We start from the raw sequence: 18,617 nt of genomic DNA, 5'->3' as shown, positions 1-18,617 counted from the left end.
GGAAAACTTTTAGTAATTTCCCTCCATGTTAAGGTGGTGGTTAAGGATGAGGATGCTTCTGATACACTCGGACTACCTCGAATACGAGGTCAGGGACAAGGCCCTGAAGAACCCGGAGCCGATAAGCGACGAGCAGAAGAGGGGCAGGCTGGAGGAGGTTCTCGCGGTTTTCATGAGCGTTGAAAAGGCCGACGAGAGCAACCCGGATGAAGTAGTTGAGAAGGCCGTTAAGGAGATCAAGGATGTGGCATCGCAGGTCAAGGCCGAGAGGATATTCGTCTACCCCTTCGCGCACCTCAGCAGCGAGCTGGCGAAGCCAGATATAGCGCTCAAGGTTCTGCAGAAAATCGAAGAAAAGCTCAAGGAGGAAGGTTTTGAAGTCAAGCGCGCACCCTTTGGATACTACAAGGCCTTCAAGCTCAGCTGTAAGGGACACCCGCTCGCTGAGCTCAGCAGGACGATAGTGCCGAGCGGCGAAGCGGTCAGCAAGGAGGAGCGCAACATCGCCCTCGAAAAGGAGGAGGAGCTGAAGAGCTACTGGTACATTCTCACGCCGGAGGGCGAGCTGATAGAGGTCGACAAGTTCGACTTCACCGGCCACGAGAACCTCAGGAAGTTCGCCAACTACGAGATAAGCAAGAACAGGGTAGCCGATAGGGAGCCGCCGCACGTCAAGTTCATGCTCGAGCAGGAGCTCGTTGATTACGAGCCCGGAAGCGATCCTGGGAACCTCAGGTACTATCCAAAGGGCAGGCTCATCAAGGGCCTCCTCGAGCAGTACGTCACCGAGAAGGTCATCGAGTACGGAGCGATGGAAGTCGAGACGCCTATCATGTATGACTTCGAGCACCCAGCCCTTGAGAAGTACCTTAACAGGTTCCCCGCCAGGCAGTACGTTGTTAAGAGCGGCGACAAGAAGTTCTTCCTCCGCTTTGCGGCCTGCTTCGGCCAGTTCCTCATAAAGAAGGACGCCACCATAAGCTACCGCAACCTCCCGCTCAGGATGTACGAGCTCACCCGCTACTCCTTCAGGCGCGAGAAGAGCGGCGAGCTTTCAGGTTTGAGAAGGCTCAGGGCCTTCACGATGCCCGATATGCACACCGTTGCTCGCGATCTGAAACAGGCCATGGACGAGTTCAAGAAGCAGTACAAGCTCAGCATGGAAGTCCTCAGGGGCGTTGGGCTTACTCCGGATGACTACGAGGTTGCGATAAGGTTCACCGAGGACTTCTGGAACGAGAACAAGAACTTCATAGTCGAGCTGGCCAAGATCATAGGAAAGCCCGTCCTCATCGAGATGTGGAAGCAGAGGTTCTTCTACTTCATCCTCAAGTTCGAGTTCAACTTCGTCGACAACCTCGACAAAGCCGCCGCGCTCAGCACCGTCCAGATCGACGTTGAGAACGCGGAGCGCTTTGGAATAACCTACTACGACGAGGAGGGCAAGGAGCAGTACCCACTCATACTCCACTGCTCGCCGAGCGGGGCAATCGAGAGGGTTATGTACGCAATCCTCGAGAAGCAGGCAAAGCTCCAAGCAAAAGGCATCAAGCCGATGTTCCCGCTCTGGCTCAGCCCGATACAGGTCAGGGTTATCCCGGTCAGCGACGAGGTTATGGACTACGCCCTCTACGTTGCGGGCAAGCTCGAAGGCGCGAAGATAAGGGCCGACGTCGATGACACCGGCGACAGGCTCAACAAGAAGATAAGGAAGGCAGAGAAGGAGTGGATTCCCTACATAATCGTCGTCGGAAGGAACGAGAAGGAGCAGAACACCGTAACCGTAAGGAGGAGGAGCGACGGAAAGCAGGTGGAGATGCAGCTCGAAGACCTCATCAAAGAAATCAAGCAGCAGACGGAAGGCTTCCCCTACAGGCCGAGGCCCCTTCCGTTGCTCCTCAGCAGGAGGCCGAAGTTTAGAGGGTGAGCCTCTCACCGTTTCTTTTTCCTTCTTCTTCACGGACCCTCTGTATCTTGAAGCGCTCCCTTCCGGGTTTTCCGGTTTTCTTCAGTATGAACTCTTCGGGTTTAAAGTTTGGAAGGGGGGCCTTGAGAAAGTACAGGTGCTCCTCGATGTTTCCCTTTCCGAGGAATATCTTGGAGAGAAAGACGTAGTCGCTGAGCTCGACCGTCCATGCGGTGAAGCTCCGGGAAACCGTGTCCTTGTTGAGCGTGACTACCATTGAACTCCTGTTGTTTATAGATGCGTACCTTGCTACGACCTGACTCATCAGCTTCGTCGTCGGTTCTTCCCCTGCGAACTGCACGACGCCGTGGAGGGGATAAATAAGGCGGATAAGGTCCCTGTCCTCTATCCTGGGAAGGATGTGCTCGGTGTAGATGCGCCATATCTTCGGGTTGAGGGTCTCGGGTTCAACGTTTTCCAGATAAAACAGGTTCTTTGCCGTCTCGCGGAGGCGGTAGCGGGAGCCGAAAATGTCTATTATGAAAAGTAGGTCGTCTTCCATGGCCTTATGAACGTCCAGCCCCATTAGTCTTAAATCCCTGAAGAGATGCCCCGCGGGCTTGGTGTAGCTCGTTATAACCGCCGCGTTTCCGTTTTCAATCTTCTCCCTCACCATAAATAGGGGAAGCTCCCAGCTCGTTGAGTACGTCTCGTAGATGAACGCCACGGTCGTTCCGGGAAGGATGCTCTCAAAGAGCCTCCTAAGGGATTCGTGGCCGCCCATGTTATCACTAAGTTATATAGGGTGCCCTTTCCTAAAAACTTTTTCGAGGAGGGCTATTACATCGTGTTCCAGGTGTTGAGAGATAAAAAGGAAGAACGGGGACTGCTCAGGTCATCAGCATGTTTTCAATTATCCTTATCGCCTCGGCGATCTTCCTGTCCGGCCTCTCGTCGTCTTTGGAGATTTCAAGGTTGATTACCAGCCTCTCGTCGCGCTGATCCTCGAGGTCGTAAACTTCGAGCTCTTCAACCTCGACGTCGCCGAAGATGCTCTCTATCTCGGGGCTGAGTATCTTCCCCTCGTTTCCGTAGACCTCGACCCTGACCAGATTGTCGGTGGTCGATACGACAACCACTATCTCATAGCCGTTAACGTGCTTTGTGAACCTGAGGGCACTCCCATAACCGACGACCTCTTCCTTAAACCCCATTTGGAGCATTGTGCTTCTTATGGAATCTGCCTTGGCCTTTATTCTACCCATAATCCTCTCGCGGAGCTTTCCGCTTTCCTCCAGGGCCTTCTTGATGCCCTCACCTGCCCTCTCTATCGGGCCCTCCCATATTCCAACGATCCTTATCCCAGAAGAAGCGGGCCTGAACTCAAGCTTGAACGAATCAACGTCAAAATCGCGAATGTCCTCTACTCTAAGCTCGCTGAGGGTCATGATCTCGAACTCTATCCTCGCGGTCTCACCAAAGGCCCTGCCTTTGAACTTCAACCCCATCACCACTCCCCCCTCGTCATGATGGCTTTAAAAACCTTCCCATAATCCGGAGAGGCCATGCAAGGTTTTTGACATCTCACGATAATCTGGAATATTTTTCGACAAATCTGCCAAAGATTTGGAAAAATTATGGAAACGTAATGAAAAATATGGGGCCTTGTTACCCGATCCAGCCCCTCTCCCTGTACCTTCCCCTGCTCTCTATCTCCTCAAGCTTCTCTTTGATTTCATTCCTTGCCTCTTCGCCAACCACTTCCGCGTAGCCTTCTAGAACCTCCTCGAAGCCCCTCTCGAACCAGGTGTAGTGCGTGCTCTCCATCGCCCTTCTGAGCAGATGAAGATCCACGCCCCTCGCTTCCAGCGTGGGATCGAAGTCCGCTAAACCGAAGTCTATAAGGTAGACCCTTCCCTTACGGAGGATCATGTTGGAGGTTGTCAGATCACCGTGAACTATCCCAGCTTTGTGGAGCTTCCCTACCTGTCTCCCTATCTCTCTGCACAGTCTCAGGCGTTCCTCCATCGGGACTCTCTCAAGGAGCTCTTTCAGCCTCTCACCCTCTATGAACTCCATAACGATCTTCATATCCCTCAGATCGACTTCATACACGTAGGGGCAGTTGACGCCGAACTCCTTCGCCCTGTGAAGAACCCTCGCTTCCCTGACGGTTCTTTCCTTCCTCAGCCTTACGTCTATCTCCTCTATGCGGTAGCGCTTCGGAATCCTGTGCTTGACTATGACCTTTTCTCCGGGCAGGATGTCTGCACCGAAGTATTCATCAAAGTTGGTCAGGTATATCTTCGCCTCCGCACCCTGCTTTATCAGCTCCACGTTCTCACCCCTTGTTCGTGTCCCACTCCTCGGTCTCACTTTGTATCTCTGGTTAGTACCTCCCTCTCGTTTTAGCCCTTTCCTCCGTGTTTTGACCTCATTTTTATCATTCTGCCAAATTTGAGGTATTTTTTTGAAATATCTGAAGCAAAACTTTTTATAGAGCGCTGACGAAGCGTTTCTGCAAAAAGTAATCTGATAGGAGGAATGTTAAAATGGCACAGCTTAGTGGACAGCCGGTTGTTATTCTGCCTGAGGGGACTCAGAGGTACGTTGGTAGGGACGCTCAGAGGCTCAACATTCTCGCCGCTAGGATCATAGCCGAGACTGTCAGGACCACCCTCGGTCCAAAGGGAATGGACAAAATGCTCGTCGACAGCCTCGGCGACGTCGTTGTCACCAACGATGGAGCTACAATACTCGACAGGATCGACCTCCAGCACCCCGCTGCCAAGATGATGGTCGAGGTTGCGAAGACTCAGGACAAGGAGGCTGGCGATGGTACTACTACCGCCGTTGTTATCGCTGGCGAGCTCCTCAGGAAGGCTGAAGAACTCCTCGACCAGAACATCCACCCGAGCATCATCGTCAAGGGCTACACCATGGCGGCCGAGAAGGCCCAGGAGATACTCGACGAGATAGCTATCAAGGTCAACCCCGACGACGATGAGACCCTCATGAAGATAGCCATGACCTCAATAACCGGCAAGAACGCCGAGAGCCACAAGGAGCTCTTCGCAAAGCTCGCCGTTGAGGCAGTTAAGCAGGTCGCCGAGAAGAAGGACGGAAAATATACCGTTGACATCGACAACATCAAGATCGAGAAGAAGGCCGGCGAGAGCGTTGAGGAGAGCGAGCTCGTTAGGGGCGTCGTCATCGACAAGGAGCGCGTCCACCCGAGGATGCCTACCAGGGTTGAGAACGCTAAGATAGCCCTCATCAACGAGGCCCTTGAAGTCAAGAAGACCGAGACGGACGCCAAGATAAACATCACCAGCCCGGACCAGCTCATGAGCTTCCTCGAGCAGGAGGAGAAGATGCTCAAGGACATGGTTGACCACATCGCCGAGACCGGCGCCAACGTCGTGTTCGTCCAGAAGGGCATTGATGACCTAGCCCAGCACTACCTCGCCAAGAAGGGCATCCTCGCCGTCAGGCGCGTCAAGAAGAGCGACATGGAGAAGCTCGCCAAGGCCACTGGAGCGAAGATAGTAACCAACGTGAAGGACCTCACCAGCGACGACCTTGGAGAGGCCGAGCTCGTTGAGGAGCGTAAGATAGCCGGCGAGAGCATGATATTCGTTGAGGGCTGCAAGAACCCGAAGGCGGTAACCATACTCATCCGCGGTGGAACCGAGCACGTCATCGATGAGGTTGAGAGGGCCCTTGAGGATGCTCTCAAGGTCGTCAAGGACGTCATGGAGGACGGCGCCGTTCTTCCGGCCGGCGGTGCCCCTGAGATTGAGCTCAGCATAAGGCTCGACGAGTACGCCAAGCAGGTCGGAGGAAAAGAGGCCCTAGCCATCGAGAACTTTGCAGAGGCCCTCAAGATAATCCCGAAGACCCTCGCCGAGAACGCCGGTCTCGACACAGTTGACGTCCTCGTCAAGGTCATCAGCGAGCACAAGAACAAGGGCCTCGGAATAGGCATCGACGTCTTCGCCGGCGAGCCGGCCGACATGCTCGAGCGCGGAATAATAGCACCGCTCCGCGTCACCAAGCAGGCCATCAAGAGCGCCAGTGAGGCTGCCATAATGATCCTCAGAATCGACGACGTCATAGCGGCGAAGGCCAGCAAGCCCGAAGGCGGCCAGGGCGGCGGAATGCCCGGCGGCATGGGCGGTATGGGTGGAATGGGCGGCATGGACATGGGTATGTGATGCCCCCTTTCACTTCTCTTTTCTGGCCAGAGATTTTTATAAGCCCTCATTCTGAAGTTCTATCGGTGGGTGTGACATGTACGGGGTTAAGAAGAGCCGCTCCGGATACTTATTCGATCTTCCCAGAGAGAGGATAGCGTTCCTCTTCCTTCAGGACGGCACCTACATCATGTACCACGATGAAGAGACGCTCTGCTATTCTATGAAGCCTGTCCCCGTTAGCAAAGAGGAGATAGAGCGCTTTGAGAAAACTGGTGAGCTTCCGGATGTTATAAATGCCATTAAATCCGGGGACTATCCGGATTCATGCATCGTGAAGAGACTTCCTCCCGTTGATGAAGACCTTGCCCCCCTAAACCCGGGGAGGAAGTGCGTCGTTTCCCTCACTGGCTTCCAAGACACAGTCATAGACTACGTGGAGTGCGGTGGAGAAACGCTCGCCGTTGCGCGACTCGTTGATGAGCCCGATAAGGTCTGCAGGTTCTTTGGTAAAGGCAACTACAAGATAGCGGCCGTTAAGCTCAAGCGCGGTGAAAGCTGTCTCCCGATGGATGAGTTCCTGGCCAAGATAGATGAGTGCAGGGGCAAACTCTTGGGATGAGCGACCAAAAGATTTTAGTACCCTACCGTTATTTTAATTGAATTCGGAGGTGAGAAGGATGGGACTCATAATGTGGTTGAGAACTGGCTTCCTCATGGCGGTGCTTACCGGCCTTCTCATGGGCATAGGCTATCTCTTCGGCGGGCCGAGCTGGGCACTGATGATGTTCATCTTCTCTCTGATATTCAACTTCTTCACCTATTGGTACAGCGACAGAATCGTGCTGAGCTGGTACAACGCGAGGATAGTTGACGAGAGCGAGGCTCCGGAACTGTATGCTATAGTCAGAGACCTGGCTGAAAGGGCCGGCCTGCCAACTCCGAGGGTGGCGATAGTTCCAACGGAAACCCCCAATGCCTTCGCAACGGGAAGGGACCCAAAGCACGCTGTAGTGGCCGTGACCCAGGGCCTCCTCAGAATCCTCAACCGGGATGAGCTGGAAGGGGTTATTGGCCACGAGCTAACACACGTGAAGAACAGGGACATACTCATAGGAACCGTAGCCGCGGCAATGGCGGGTGCAATAATGCAGCTTGCCTACTGGGCCCGCTGGATAGCGATCTTTGGAGGTTTCAGCAGGGATAGAGACGACGGTGGTGAGGTAATAGGGGCGATACTCGTTGCGATTCTCGCTCCAATAGCTGCCATGCTAATTCAGGCCGCCATAAGCCGCTCAAGGGAGTTCCTTGCTGACGAAGGGGGAGCGAGGATAAGCGGCAAGCCCCACGCTTTAGCAAGTGCGCTGATGAAGATAGAGCAGGCGGTCAGGTACCGCCCAATGAGAGGAGGTAACGTTGCAACAGCCCACATGTTCATCGTGAACCCCTTCAGGGGCATGAGCATAGCGAACCTCTTCGCCAGCCACCCGCCAACGGAGGCGAGGATAGAGAGGCTCAGGAAGATAGCGGAAGAGATGGGGATCTACTTCTGAGTTTGTTCCTCGTTCATTTCATCTTTTCAGGAATTCTCTTTGAAGAAAAATAGAAACCCCTCTTTGTCAGATATCCACTGCCCTAGTCATTGCACCGTCTATAACGATCGTCGAGCCGAGCATGTATTCGGATTCCTCGCTCAGGAGGAAAGCGATGAGTGACCCAAGCTCCTCCCATCTGCCGGTTCTGTGGAGTGGTGTTCTAGCTAAAACCTCCCGCTCCCACGTTTTCTCAAAGGGTTCACCTCTTTCTTCGGCTAGCTGTAGGAGGTTCTCCCTCGCGCCGGGGGTGTCAAAACTCCCTAGGAGCACGGAATATGCCCTGATGCCTTTCTTCCCATAAGTCCTCGAAACGCTCTTGGCCAGCTGGATTAATCCAGCTCTCGTCACGTCAGCTAGAACCAGTGGGGGCATGGGCTCTTTTACGGAGACCGAGTTGAGATAAACTAGCGTTCCCGTCATCTTTTTCTCAAGCCATGTCTGAACTAAAAGTGTCGTGAGATAGCCGGGCGCAACGGAGTGGAGTGCGGCCGCTTCGAGCCAGTCCATATAGGTAGCCCCGTGGAGAAGGCAGGGCTCACATCTGACGTTCCCTGCGTTCCAGACGAGGGCGTCAACCCCACTGAGAAGCTCCCAGGAAGTCTTTACAAGGTCTTCCAGATCCCTCTGGTCGTATAGGTTGGCCCTTACGGTGTAAACCTCCCCTAACTCCTCAAGTTCTTTCTTTGCTTCCGAGAGGTGCTCTTCGTTTCTGGAGCTTATGACAACACGCGCTCCCCTTTTCAGAAGCTCACGTGCGACGTTAAAGCCGATGCCCCTCGATGATGCAGTGACGATGACCCTAAGCCCGTTGAGGTCGATTTTCACGCTCATGTCATTCCCTCGGACAAAAAGGTTAATAACCTTGTCTCTTCGACGAATTAGGCTTCCTGAATTTGGGAGATTTTTGCCATATGTGCAAAATTTTCATAAAAAGTGCCTTAAAGTTGAAAACTTTTTGTTAAAATTGTGAATTCTGAAAAATTTTGGGGTGATAACGTGAAGTTCTACATCTGTAGGGAAAAAGGAGAGCCGAAGCCTTTCAGAATAGCCATCATTGGTGCTGGACCCGCGGGGTTAACGGCGGCCGGCTACCTCGCATGCAGGGGCTACGAGGTGCATGTCTATGAGAAAATGCCCGAAGGTGGGGGAATGGTCGCCTTTGGAATCCCTGAGGTAAGAATACCAATAAAGGCCGTTAGAGAAGGGGTAAAAGACCTCGAGAAACTTGGGGCGAACTTCCACTTCAGGACGAAGGTAGTCTACGACTCTCCCAGAGAGCTGGGCGACGAGTGGGCAGAGCGCTTCATCTCGCTGGAGAGGCTCCTCAGTGAGTTCGATGCACTTCTCATAGCCACTGGAGCATGGAGGCCGAGGAAGCTGAAAATTCCGGGGGTGGAGCTTTCGGGTGTTTACGACGCCCTCACCCTGCTCCACCACATAAAAATGGCAAGAATAGGTTACTACTCCTGGGATAGGATACCCGACTTCAAGGGCAAGCACGTTGTTGTTATCGGAGCCGGCTACACGGCGGTTGACGTTGCCATCGAGGGCAGGCTCCTTGGAGCAGAAAAGATAACAATGGTTTACAGGAGGGGTCTGGAGCACAGCTACGCAAAGGCCGAGATCAGGAAGCTTATCAGCGAGGGTGTGGAGTTCATAGAGTTCGCCACTCCAGTGAGGATAATCGGAGAAGGAGGGGTTCAAGGAGTCGAGTTTGCTAAGACGAGGATAGAGGAGGGAAACGTCATCACGACGGACGAGCACTTCCTTCTCGACGCCGACATCGTCGCTTACGCTATCGGCCAGCTCCCCACTAGCCCTATAAGGGAAGTCGTCTGCGCCAGCGAGGAGATACTGAAGGACGCCGGCATCTTCTTCGCGGGTGACGTGGTCGCACCCAGGAACATTGGGACTGCGATGAGAGAAGGAAAAGCGAGGGCAAAGGAGATAGAAGAGTGGCTCCTCAAGAAAGCTCCAAAGAGGGTGTTTCCAGTTTCTATGGCGGCGAGGCTCGTTAACCAGGTGATAAATGGAAAGTGCTGATCAGCCAGAGGGCTTCACGTTCCTCACCTGAGAGATTAGAAGGTATAAAATCATCCATACTGCTGAAAGAAGGAACGTGACATCGTTTCCCGCGGAGGCGCTGATCGTTAGCACGCCCGAGTTATGGACGTGGAGACCGTACACGGGGGACATTATGTAGGTGAGATAACCGATGAGCCCTCCAACGGTGTTACCCATGCTCGCCTGGTTCTGAATGAGAACCAGCGAGGAGAAAGGGAGCATGAAGAGAGCCCCCATCGAGAGGATGTAGACTTTGCCCCCGCCACCAAAGACCGTTATCAGGAGCACCAGAGAGGCATAAAAGAGTGTGGATGCCAAGATGGGGAGTGCGAAGGGTTGTTCATTCATTCCCCATGCTATCCCAATCGTTGTCAAGAGGAAAGGGAGCAGAGCAATCAGAAGGGAGAGCATCCTGGCAAGGGGAACCGTCAGCCAGTCCCTGAACATGACGAGCTCGAACGTTAGAACCCTGTCCTCCGTGAAGAAGGGGACGGCGACGAGGAATATGTACACCGGTATCGCTATGAACTGGAGAACCTCCACGAAGGCGAGGTCTTCCTTATATTGGGTAATGGCAAAGTACTCGGTTCCTAAAAGAAGGGCCAGCACGAGCCAGTAGGTGGAGCTAGCCAGTATCTCCTTAAGGTACATCTCAGTCGAGTACTTGAGCATAGAGCAACCGCACCCCCGCACGTTTGTATCCGAGGATTTTACCATCCTTCATCATGGAATCGAGCAGCTCCGGGCTGCATTTGCACACGAGGACGTTCCCAAAGTCCACTAGAACTCCGGGAAGATCCACGTTCGCTCCCGATGGCACAAACACCTCGTACGCAGGCTCAAGGCCGGAGAGCTGCCCGTACCAGCGGACCTTCCCCATCTCAAGAACCACCAGTGACTCCGTCAGGAGTTCCACATCCTCCGGGACGTGGGAGATGAGTATGTAGCTGTCAAAGCGTTCCTTAAGCGCCTTAACGACCCTCCTGTAAGCATGGATGTCGAGGTGAACGAAGGGTTCATCAAGGGCAGGAATGCGGTTCTGATCGGCCAGGGCATTGAAAATCCACACCAGTTGCTCCTGACCGGAGGAGAGGCCGTAAACCCTCTTGTCCATGAAGGTGCTTATCCCTATGTCCTCCGCCAGTTCTCTTACCCCTGAGGGATCGCCCGTGACCTTTCCAAGGAGTTCCACGAGCTCCTTCACCTTCATCCTGTAGGGAAGGCGGCCCTTTTCAAAGGAAGGGGCGAAGACCTTGAGGATCCTTCCCCGCTCCCTCGAAGGGATGATACCGTTGATCGTGACATTCCCCTCGTCTGGTTTCAGGAAGCCCATGAGGATGGAGAGGAGGGTCGTCTTTCCGCTCCCGTTCTGGCCGACTATCCCTATCCTCTCCCCCTCAACGTGAAAGGAAACATTGTCAAGCGCCCTGTTCCGCGAATCGTAGCTGAAGCTCAGGCCTTCGACGTTTATCTCAATCGTCACGTCAGGCCCTCCTTGACGCCACTATCAGCATGAGGATGCCGATTATCACGAAGCCCACGTTGAGCGGGAAGGAAATACCAAAGCCATACTTTAACCAGCCGTTCCAGTCCTGTTTGGGAACGGTGTTCCCCCAGCCGAGGAAGATTGCAACCACTGGTTTTGATTCGGGGTTGATGTACTCCTCCGGAACGATCGTCCGCAGGAAAGTGGCATTGGTCGGATGTATGTTGATTGGAACGAAATGGCCGTCTCCAAAGATCACGTACATCCCCCTCGTATCGTTGCCAACGCACATGAATGCCCTCGGCATACCGTAGAACTTGCTGGGAAATGTGTTGAACGTGTCGTTCAGCCAGCAGCCCGGGAGGGGCTTTGGGGATATGAGGTGTTCTATCAGGTCATCGTTAGCCTGGACCGCCTTGTGATACTCTCCAACCTCATGTACTCCTCCCGAGGCGTAGAATGGAAACTTTGGCAAAAGGTTGGGATTGAGGCCTCCTTTTCTCCCACTAAGATTGTATACATCATATCCGACCTCGTACTCGTCATTACCGCGGTAGGTGGGGTTAATCACGAGGCCAAGATTAAATAACTGACCGCTCTTATTATCTGGGAATGGGCCGATTAACATGTAATAATCAAGAGAACTGCCATTGGTGATAACTCCCTTGTGGGGAACGTGAGAGTAGGTTCCGAAATAATAAGAGGCCGCCGGAACAAAATTGACCAGGATGCCGAAGATTATCAACAGCAGTGCGACAGTTTTATATGCTCTACCTCTCATTTTTTGACCTCCCAAATATAAGATAACTGAGTAAAAACATATAAAATTATAAGTTTTGCTGTCTGTACTTTAATTAATTTTGGATGATGAACATACTGTGAGAGACAGATGATAGTACATTCAAGCAAATTTCAATAGATATTTTCGGTATTTAAGTCCCCTGATTGATGAAATGACAAACACTAAAGATTTATAATCTCACATCCCAACCCCCATCCATGACCGAGCCGAAAGATATCGTCCTCAAGGAGAGCGAAGAGGTTGAGGGAACCCCGATAGAGGGGCCATGGCTTGATGATGTTTCCAGCATTGAAGAGGTCCTCGACTACTATGAAAGAATAGGTTTCCAGGCGACCCACCTCGGGAAGGCCATCGAAATCTGGAAGAAGGTCGAGAAGAGGCGCGCCGAGGGGAAAGAGGTTAGAGTCTTCCTCGGATACACCTCAAACATCATCTCCTCCGGCCTCCGCGAGCTGGTTGCGTGGCTCGTTAAGGAAGGAAAGGTAGATGTTATTGTAACCACCGCAGGGGGAATCGAGGAGGACTTCATAAAGACGCTCAAGCCCTTCATCCTCGGCGACTGGAACGTCAACGACGCCCTGATGCGCGAGAAGGGAATAAACAGGATTGGGAACATCTTCGTGCCCAACGACCGCTACATAGAGTTCGAGAAGTACATGATACCCTTCTTCGAGAGGGTTCTTGAGATGGAGAAGGAGCGCGGGAAACCTCTCACTGCCAGCGAGTTCATCTACGAGATGGGCCGCTACATGGATGAGAAGCTCGGAAAGGAGAAGGAGAAAAGCGTTATCTACTGGGCCTACAAGAGGAACGTGCCGATCTTCTGCCCGGCAATAACCGACGGCTCGATAGGGGATATGCTCTACTTCTTCAAGGAGGAGCGCGGTGATAGAGAGCTCATCATAGACATCGCCAACGACATAGTGAAGCTCAACAACCTCGCGGTTACCGCGAAGGAAACGGCCTCGATAATCCTCGGTGGCTCACTTCCGAAGCACGCCATAATCAACGCCAACCTCTTCAGGGGCGGGACTGACTACGCTATCTACATCACAACAGCTATCCCCTGGGACGGCTCACTGAGCGGCGCGCCGCCTAGCGAAGGCGTCAGCTGGGGCAAGATAAGGGCAAAAGCTGATTACGTCGAGATATGGGCCGATGCAACGCTAGTCTTCCCGGTGTTGGTGTGGAAGGTTATGAAGGGCTAACCCTCGAGCTCTTCATATTCTTCTACGAGCTTCAGAATCTTATCCTCCCCACCCGGCAGCACGAGCGGCCTCGAGAGGTGCTTCCTCGCATCGGGCGGGACTTCATAGATCTTCCTCTCCAGATCGCGCGGCACTTCAACGGGAATAAGCTTCTTCGGCATCTTGTAGCCACAGCGCTTGCATTTAAGGTAGTCGCCCTTGCTCTTCATCGTCCCGCCGCACTTTGGGCACTTCGGCTTTCTGTACTCGATTTTGGGAACGAGCTTAACGGGATAGAACTTCTCGAGGTTGAGCGTTAGAATCCCCTCATGCTCCTTAACTCCTCCGGCAGCGATTATCTCATCCCCCGGCAGGAGCTTTCTCACCCAGTTGCGGAACTTCTTGGTCGGCTCGAACGCTGCCACACGAATCTTCCCAGTTTCATCCTCAAGCTCGAAGAAGACGTGCCTTCCACGCTCCCAGTAAGGGCCAGCTACTTTTCCCCTCACCACCGCGCTGTCATAGAGCTTGAGTTCACCTATTTTCTTCGGCGTTAGGTGATCGTCGGTGTTCTGGTTCGTCTTGTAGAGCTGGTAGAAGGCAACCGGCTCCTCGAACTCGACCATCTCGAAGACCTGGAGGACTTTAGCTTTGTTAATCCCCCTGATTCCAGCCAAAACAGGATCTTTTCCGTGGGGCGTTATCAGGACGGTTCTCTTGTATGGGTCAATGTTGTCGTAGCTGAAGGGATAGGCCCACTTATCCGCCAGAAAGACGCTCTCCGCGTTCACCCGCCGGGGAGTTCCAAAGTTCTCCGGTTCCCTGTAAACGAGAAGCTCATAGGTGAACCTCTCCAGGGGGTAGCCTATCGCAGCGAGCGAGCCGATTACGCCCCTCCCGAGCTTGAACTTGAAGTACTCCGCTCCAGCCTCCCGCGCGACTTCTTCAGCTTCCTCGATGGTCACGTGCTCCCTCAACGCTTTCTGTGAGAACTCCCTCAGCTCATCCGGGACTTCACCCTCAAGGAAAACCACGCCAGGGTTCGTGTTTTCGTGTTCAAAGTCAGCGAGCTGGCTCACGTAGAAGAGAACCGTGTCCTTGATTTCAGGAATGATCTTCTCGTCCGCCTCGAAGGTCATGACAACTGCCCCGTTACCCCTCGTTTTGTAGGGAATGTTCGGGTTGAGTCGGATGAGCCTAGGGAGATCGGTGGGCTCCGCTATCCGGGAAAGCTCGCGGTAGAGGAGTGCGCCGAGATAAGTCGTGCACATGCCGTTTGGTGAATCGGTGTCGTCGATTCCGATGTGGAGGAGCATGTTTGAAGAAAAGTGGAGGGGGTTTAAAAATCAACCGCCGAAGAGCCATAGCACAGCATTCGGGAAGCGTTTGCCCCAGTAGTACTCGTTGTGCTCTCCTCCTTCATCGACCACGACCTTGAGGTTCTTCCCTTCCACGTAGCCCTTCTCCTTCAGAATTTGGACCATTTTCTCGTTGCTCTCGGCGAAGGCGGTTGGGTTGTCCCCCTCATCCGTCCCCCAGTCAAGGTAAATCCTAACTGGGCCGGAGGTAGAGTTCTTCACGAAGTCGTAAATTTGGGGGTTGAACCAGAAGGCCGAGCTCATCGCTCCTACGTATTTGAACGTCTCGGGGTAGGCAAAGCCAGCGTAGACCGCCATCAGCCCACCGAGCGAGGAGCCCATTATCCCGGTCTCGTTGGGAACGGTGCGGTACTGGGCGTCGATGTACGGTTTGAGGGTCTCGACTATGAAGCGAACCATTGCGTCGCCCTCGCCGCCCCTTCCGTACTCCCCGTTCACCCATGGGGCGTATTCATCGATCCTCTTATCTCCGCCGTTGTCGATACCGACAACTATCAATGAGAAGCCGCTCTCGTTGTAGAGCCTTTCGAGGGCCTCGTCGACGCCCCATTCACCTGCGAATGAAGTTGCGCTGTCGAAGAGGTTCTGGCCGTCGAACATGTACAGGACAGGGTAGCGCTTCTTTTCTTTTGTCTCGTAGTCTGGTGGGAGGTACACCCATATCCTCCTCGTCCTGTTGAGCTGGGGGATGAACATCTTGAACGTCTTGACGTTTCCGGTTACCGTGTGTTCGCCAACCCCTACTTCCTCCACGTAGTCGCGCCAGTTGTAGACGGTGAACTCGTAGGTCCCGCTGCTTCTGAAGACAAACCTCCGGTTTGGAATCTCCTCGCCGTTCTTGCCCTTCTCGACGGTCTCCCAAGAGCCGCGCGTGAACTTGAACTCTATGACCTTTCCACGGGGGAATTCGAGCGTTATCGCCCACTTCCCATCATCGCGCTTCTGGAGTTTGTACGCCTCATCTCCCGGGTTCCACCCATTAAAGTCTCCCGCTATGTAAATCGAGTCGTTCTTGGGGGTGTAGTCAGGGACCGAGACAATGAACGTAACTTTGACCGTCCCTGATGTCTCAGCGGTACTGGTGGTTGTAGTGGTCGTGGTTGTCGTCGTTGTGGTGTGGGTGTGGGAGATAGCGGTGGTCGTGCTCGGGCTTGCAGTTACAGTGGAGCTTGGAGAGGTCCTTGTCTCGGAGGCCGTGCTCGTGATGGGAGCTGTTGATGTTGTTTGAGTGGTAGGACTTCCGGAGGCCGGGGTTGCGGTGGTTGACGTTCGGCTGGGAGAAGACGATGCTGTCTTCTCGCCCCCGCCCATGCATCCGCTCGACGCAACGATTAAAACTGATACTATGATGGCTAAGAGCCTCGCTATACCGGGTTTCATGTTATCACCGTCACTGATTTGGGAATGGACTTATTTTTCTTTCGAAGCCCAGAGCTGACCACCGCGGAAACGTTTTATTCTCTGGCTCCAAAGTTCTCCGGTGATAGAATGGGCAGGGAACTCACCCACGTCGATGAGAAGGGCGTCAAGATGGTTGAGGTGGGCCACAAGGACGTGGTCTTCAGGAAGGCCGTTGCAAAGGGCAGGATAAGGCTGAAGCCGAAGACGATAGAGCTTATCAAAGCCGGGAAGGCAAAGAAAGGGAACGTCATAGCGGCGGCGCAGATAGCTGGCATTCTGGCCGTGAAGAAAACGCCGGAGCTCATCCCCCTCTGCCACCCGATACCGCTCACCGGCGTCGACATTTCGTTTGAGTTCGGGGAGGATTACATAGAGGCCACCTGCGAGGTAAGGGCCTACTACAAGACGGGCGTCGAGATGGAAGCCCTCACGGGCGTCAGCGTTGCCCTTCTGACGATATGGGACATGGTAAAGGCAGTGGAGAAGGACGAGAACGGCCAATACCCGTTCACGAGGATAGAGGGCATTCACGTCGTCGAAAAGGTGAAGGGGTCTGGAGGGTGATCCACCCGTTTATTTTACACTTCTTTTGAAAGTTTCGTCCTAACAGGTGGATAAGAGACCAGACCCCGTTAATTCAAAAGCCTGCAGGGAAAATCCAATTTTAGACCCAGACTTGCAGACCGAGTGCCTTCGTGCAACGCCGGCCTTGTGGAGGGATCCACTGAAGAGGGACTGTCTGTCAAAGAGAAAACCTTTAAAGTTTGAAAGCCAAACTTAATGTGTGGAATATAAAACTCGAGGTGAGAGGATGCCATACGCTGGATTCGCCAGGACCTCTGTTGGACCGCTTAAGACGTGCGGGCCCATACTGAATGAGCTGGAGGGGGGATTCCATGTGACGTTCTCCAAGCACCATTGGGATTGGGATATGCCCTTTGGACTCGTGATCGCGGAAACTGACAGGGAAAACATCGCAGTCCGCTGGACTCTCTGGGATGGGTTCGGGCTTAGACTGGAGGAGATCGATAAAGAGGCCTTTGAAGACTTCCTCGAAGAGGCCATCGACTACATCGGTGGTGATTAAATTATGGAAGAACTCAATCGTGTAATTAATGAATTCAATAAACTTCACGGCAGTGAGGCCGTTGCAAGGATACGAGAAATAACCGGTGACGAGATCATCCTGGAATTTGAGGGATCCTTCTGTGCCACCTGCGGCCTCTACGATTACTTTGAGGATATCAAGTGGGATGCGATGGACTTTGGACTTAGGATTGAGCCCGTCGAAGTTCTTGAAGCGGAGGAGGATGAGTTCGAACACGGCCGCTACGTTGTGAAGTACAAACTTCTCGGCAGGGATAAAGGCAAACCTTAGGTTCAGGAAACATTTTTATACATCAACGGACAAATAAGGTTGATGATTTTCAAGGTGGTGTAGATGACAGTCAAAAGGGCAATGACAAGGAAGTTTCTGGAGGAGGCCTTTGCCGGGGAGAGTATGGCTCACATGAAGTACCTCATCTTCGCCGAGAAGGCTGAGAAGGAGGGCTATCCAAACATAGCCAAGCTCTTTAGGGCTATAGCCCATGCCGAGTTCGTTCACGCCAAGAATCACTTCATAGCCCTCGGCAAGCTTGGAAAGACTCCTGAGAATCTGCAGGCGGGGATAGACGGTGAGACATTCGAGGTCGAGGAAATGTACCCGGTTTACAACAACGCCGCCGACTTCCAGGGTGAGAAGGACGCGGTTAGGACAACCCGCTATGCCCTCGAAGCTGAGAAGATACACGCCGAGCTCTACAAGAAAGCCAAGGAAACCGCGGAGGGCGGAAAGGACATAGAGATAGAGAGGGTGTACATCTGCCCCGTCTGCGGCTACACGGCTGTGGATGAGGCGCCCGAGTACTGCCCGGTCTGCGGGGCACCGAGGGACAAGTTCGTGGTGTTTGAGTGATCCTTTCTTTCTTCTACTTCTCAGGTTTGAGGCGCAAACCTTATAAGGACGACCTAACAACATTAGGATGGTGAAAGAAATGGCGAAGTGGAAGTGCTTAGTTTGTGGATACATCTATGATGAGGATGAGGGGGACGAGGACAGCGGAATCGCCCCCGGAACCAAGTTCGAAGACCTTCCGGACGACTGGGTCTGCCCGCTCTGCGGCGCTCCCAAGGACATGTTTGAAAAAATTGAGTGAGGTGGTGGAAAATGCTTAGCGAAACCATAAAGAGTGGAGACTGGAAGGGGGAGAAGCACGTCCCCGTTATAGAGTACGAGAAGGAGGGCGACCTCGTCAAGGTCGAGGTCTCCGTTGGAAAGGAGATACCGCACCCGAACACCCCGGAGCACCACATAGCCTGGATACAGCTCTGGTTCCAGCCCGAGGATGGGGCCTTCCCGATACTCGTTGGGAAGGTCGAGTTCAGCAACCACAGCGACCCGCTCACCGAGCCGAGGGCGGTCTTCTTCTTCAGGACTCAGAAGAAGGGTAAGCTCTACGCACTCAGCTACTGCAACATTCACGGCCTCTGGGAGAACGAGGTTGCGCTCGAGTAATCTACCTTGTATCCATTTCCTTTTCTGCTGTATTTCAATGTTTT

Annotated in this window: 21 protein-coding genes; 12 read left to right on the top strand and 9 right to left on the bottom strand. The window is 53.4% G+C overall.

The window, feature by feature from the left end; all coding sequences use genetic code 11:
• Positions 1-46 precede the first annotated feature (46 nt).
• Positions 47-1,927, top strand: coding sequence for a threonine--tRNA ligase (locus A3L09_RS07115; RefSeq protein ID WP_088858293.1), 1,881 nt, complete (start codon positions 47-49; stop codon positions 1,925-1,927).
• Here the strand turns inward: A3L09_RS07115 and A3L09_RS07110 are convergent.
• The 3 genes from A3L09_RS07110 to A3L09_RS07100 form a co-directional block, all read right to left on the bottom strand.
• A complete protein-coding gene (locus tag A3L09_RS07110) occupies positions 1,917-2,690 on the bottom strand; it encodes a hypothetical protein (RefSeq protein ID WP_088858292.1) in 774 nt (257 codons plus the stop codon). The two genes, A3L09_RS07115 and A3L09_RS07110, sit on opposite strands and share 11 nt — an antisense overlap.
• A 106-nt stretch (positions 2,691-2,796) precedes the next feature.
• Positions 2,797-3,408, bottom strand: coding sequence for a hypothetical protein (locus A3L09_RS07105; RefSeq protein WP_088858291.1), 612 nt, complete (start codon positions 3,406-3,408; stop codon positions 2,797-2,799).
• 166 nt (positions 3,409-3,574) lie between these two features.
• Complete coding sequence (locus A3L09_RS07100) at positions 3,575-4,243, bottom strand: Kae1-associated kinase Bud32 (RefSeq protein ID WP_088858290.1); 669 nt, start codon at positions 4,241-4,243, stop codon at positions 3,575-3,577.
• Positions 4,244-4,458: 215 nt separating this feature from the next.
• Between A3L09_RS07100 and thsB the strand changes: the two genes are divergently transcribed.
• The 3 genes from thsB to A3L09_RS07085 all read left to right on the top strand — a co-directional run bounded on the left by thsB (position 4,459) and on the right by A3L09_RS07085 (position 7,655).
• On the top strand, positions 4,459-6,123 hold the full coding sequence (gene thsB, locus A3L09_RS07095) for a thermosome subunit beta (RefSeq protein WP_088858289.1): 1,665 nt from the start codon (positions 4,459-4,461) through the stop codon (positions 6,121-6,123).
• A 76-nt stretch (positions 6,124-6,199) separates the two neighbouring features.
• Positions 6,200-6,724 (top strand): hypothetical protein, encoded by a 525-nt coding sequence (locus A3L09_RS07090; protein ID WP_088858288.1) that lies wholly within the window; start codon positions 6,200-6,202, stop codon positions 6,722-6,724.
• Between the two features lie 58 nt (positions 6,725-6,782).
• Complete coding sequence (locus A3L09_RS07085; RefSeq protein ID WP_088858287.1) at positions 6,783-7,655, top strand: zinc metalloprotease HtpX; 873 nt, start codon at positions 6,783-6,785, stop codon at positions 7,653-7,655.
• A gap of 66 nt (positions 7,656-7,721) precedes the next feature.
• On the opposite strand, the gene A3L09_RS07080 is transcribed toward A3L09_RS07085, so the two are convergent.
• On the bottom strand, positions 7,722-8,528 hold the full coding sequence (locus tag A3L09_RS07080) for an SDR family oxidoreductase (protein ID WP_088858286.1): 807 nt from the start codon (positions 8,526-8,528) through the stop codon (positions 7,722-7,724).
• 165 nt (positions 8,529-8,693) lie between these two features.
• On the opposite strand from A3L09_RS07080, the gene A3L09_RS07075 reads away from it, so the two are divergent.
• The gene (locus A3L09_RS07075; protein WP_088858285.1) at positions 8,694-9,740 is read left to right on the top strand and encodes an FAD-dependent oxidoreductase; all 1,047 of its coding nucleotides are present in this window, start codon (positions 8,694-8,696) and stop codon (positions 9,738-9,740) included.
• On the opposite strand, the gene A3L09_RS07070 is transcribed toward A3L09_RS07075, so the two are convergent.
• From A3L09_RS07070 to A3L09_RS07060, 3 genes are read right to left on the bottom strand one after another with little or no spacing between them, the layout of a single operon-like run.
• The gene (locus tag A3L09_RS07070; protein WP_088858284.1) at positions 9,741-10,433 is read right to left on the bottom strand and encodes a hypothetical protein; all 693 of its coding nucleotides are present in this window, start codon (positions 10,431-10,433) and stop codon (positions 9,741-9,743) included.
• Complete coding sequence (locus A3L09_RS07065) at positions 10,414-11,244, bottom strand: ATP-binding cassette domain-containing protein (RefSeq protein ID WP_088858283.1); 831 nt, start codon at positions 11,242-11,244, stop codon at positions 10,414-10,416. The genes A3L09_RS07070 and A3L09_RS07065 overlap by 20 nt, the downstream gene beginning before the upstream one ends.
• A gap of 1 nt (position 11,245) precedes the next feature.
• The gene (locus A3L09_RS07060) at positions 11,246-12,028 is read right to left on the bottom strand and encodes a hypothetical protein (RefSeq protein ID WP_088858282.1); all 783 of its coding nucleotides are present in this window, start codon (positions 12,026-12,028) and stop codon (positions 11,246-11,248) included.
• Between the two features lie 218 nt (positions 12,029-12,246).
• Here A3L09_RS07060 and A3L09_RS07055 point away from each other — a divergent pair, with 218 nt between their 5' ends.
• Positions 12,247-13,257, top strand: a complete 1,011-nt coding sequence (locus A3L09_RS07055; protein ID WP_088858281.1) for a deoxyhypusine synthase — start codon at positions 12,247-12,249, stop codon at positions 13,255-13,257.
• Here the strand turns inward: A3L09_RS07055 and tiaS are convergent.
• Positions 13,254-14,552, bottom strand: coding sequence for a tRNA(Ile2) 2-agmatinylcytidine synthetase TiaS (gene tiaS / locus A3L09_RS07050; protein ID WP_088858280.1), 1,299 nt, complete (start codon positions 14,550-14,552; stop codon positions 13,254-13,256). The two genes, A3L09_RS07055 and tiaS, sit on opposite strands and share 4 nt — an antisense overlap.
• Before the next feature lie 30 nt (positions 14,553-14,582).
• Complete coding sequence (locus A3L09_RS07045) at positions 14,583-15,995, bottom strand: alpha/beta hydrolase-fold protein (RefSeq protein ID WP_157727213.1); 1,413 nt, start codon at positions 15,993-15,995, stop codon at positions 14,583-14,585.
• A gap of 108 nt (positions 15,996-16,103) precedes the next feature.
• Here A3L09_RS07045 and moaC point away from each other — a divergent pair, with 108 nt between their 5' ends.
• From moaC to A3L09_RS07015, 6 genes are all read left to right on the top strand, one after another.
• Positions 16,104-16,580 (top strand): cyclic pyranopterin monophosphate synthase MoaC, encoded by a 477-nt coding sequence (gene moaC, locus A3L09_RS07040; protein ID WP_088858279.1) that lies wholly within the window; start codon positions 16,104-16,106, stop codon positions 16,578-16,580.
• Positions 16,581-16,827: 247 nt separating this feature from the next.
• Positions 16,828-17,103 carry a hypothetical protein gene (locus A3L09_RS07035; RefSeq protein ID WP_088858278.1) on the top strand — a complete coding sequence of 92 codons (276 nt, stop codon included), beginning with the start codon at positions 16,828-16,830 and terminating at the stop codon, positions 17,101-17,103.
• A gap of 3 nt (positions 17,104-17,106) precedes the next feature.
• On the top strand, positions 17,107-17,394 hold the full coding sequence (locus A3L09_RS07030) for a hypothetical protein (RefSeq protein WP_088858277.1): 288 nt from the start codon (positions 17,107-17,109) through the stop codon (positions 17,392-17,394).
• Between the two features lie 63 nt (positions 17,395-17,457).
• A complete protein-coding gene (locus tag A3L09_RS07025) occupies positions 17,458-17,973 on the top strand; it encodes a rubrerythrin family protein (RefSeq protein ID WP_088858276.1) in 516 nt (171 codons plus the stop codon).
• 79 nt (positions 17,974-18,052) lie between these two features.
• Positions 18,053-18,214 carry a rubredoxin gene (gene rd / locus A3L09_RS07020; protein ID WP_088858275.1) on the top strand — a complete coding sequence of 54 codons (162 nt, stop codon included), beginning with the start codon at positions 18,053-18,055 and terminating at the stop codon, positions 18,212-18,214.
• A gap of 11 nt (positions 18,215-18,225) precedes the next feature.
• Positions 18,226-18,573, top strand: a complete 348-nt coding sequence (locus tag A3L09_RS07015; protein WP_088858274.1) for a class II SORL domain-containing protein — start codon at positions 18,226-18,228, stop codon at positions 18,571-18,573.
• The last annotated feature ends 44 nt before the right edge of the window (positions 18,574-18,617 follow it).

The sequence above is a fragment of the Thermococcus profundus genome, from assembly GCF_002214585.1.
GTDB classification, from domain to species: domain Archaea; phylum Methanobacteriota_B; class Thermococci; order Thermococcales; family Thermococcaceae; genus Thermococcus; species Thermococcus profundus.
This window is presented reverse-complemented; position numbering and strand designations above follow the sequence as displayed.

Bases quoted from the DNA above. Each gene is read 5' to 3' on its own strand.
- A3L09_RS07115 (WP_088858293.1), top strand. From the start codon at position 47: ATGAGGATGCTTCTGATACACTCGGACTACCTCGAATACGAGGTCAGG.
- A3L09_RS07110 (WP_088858292.1), bottom strand. From the start codon at position 2,690: ATGGGCGGCCACGAATCCCTTAGGAGGCTCTTTGAGAGCATCCTTCCC.
- thsB (WP_088858289.1), top strand. From the start codon at position 4,459: ATGGCACAGCTTAGTGGACAGCCGGTTGTTATTCTGCCTGAGGGGACT.
- A3L09_RS07090 (WP_088858288.1), top strand. From the start codon at position 6,200: ATGTACGGGGTTAAGAAGAGCCGCTCCGGATACTTATTCGATCTTCCC.
- A3L09_RS07085 (WP_088858287.1), top strand. From the start codon at position 6,783: ATGGGACTCATAATGTGGTTGAGAACTGGCTTCCTCATGGCGGTGCTT.
- A3L09_RS07080 (WP_088858286.1), bottom strand. From the start codon at position 8,528: ATGAGCGTGAAAATCGACCTCAACGGGCTTAGGGTCATCGTCACTGCA.
- A3L09_RS07070 (WP_088858284.1), bottom strand. From the start codon at position 10,433: ATGCTCAAGTACTCGACTGAGATGTACCTTAAGGAGATACTGGCTAGC.
- A3L09_RS07060 (WP_088858282.1), bottom strand. From the start codon at position 12,028: ATGAGAGGTAGAGCATATAAAACTGTCGCACTGCTGTTGATAATCTTC.
- A3L09_RS07055 (WP_088858281.1), top strand. From the start codon at position 12,247: ATGACCGAGCCGAAAGATATCGTCCTCAAGGAGAGCGAAGAGGTTGAG.
- tiaS (WP_088858280.1), bottom strand. From the start codon at position 14,552: ATGCTCCTCCACATCGGAATCGACGACACCGATTCACCAAACGGCATG.
- A3L09_RS07045 (WP_157727213.1), bottom strand. From the start codon at position 15,995: ATGAAACCCGGTATAGCGAGGCTCTTAGCCATCATAGTATCAGTTTTA.
- moaC (WP_088858279.1), top strand. From the start codon at position 16,104: ATGGGCAGGGAACTCACCCACGTCGATGAGAAGGGCGTCAAGATGGTT.
- A3L09_RS07035 (WP_088858278.1), top strand. From the start codon at position 16,828: ATGCCATACGCTGGATTCGCCAGGACCTCTGTTGGACCGCTTAAGACG.
- A3L09_RS07030 (WP_088858277.1), top strand. From the start codon at position 17,107: ATGGAAGAACTCAATCGTGTAATTAATGAATTCAATAAACTTCACGGC.
- A3L09_RS07025 (WP_088858276.1), top strand. From the start codon at position 17,458: ATGACAGTCAAAAGGGCAATGACAAGGAAGTTTCTGGAGGAGGCCTTT.
- rd (WP_088858275.1), top strand. From the start codon at position 18,053: ATGGCGAAGTGGAAGTGCTTAGTTTGTGGATACATCTATGATGAGGAT.
- A3L09_RS07015 (WP_088858274.1), top strand. From the start codon at position 18,226: ATGCTTAGCGAAACCATAAAGAGTGGAGACTGGAAGGGGGAGAAGCAC.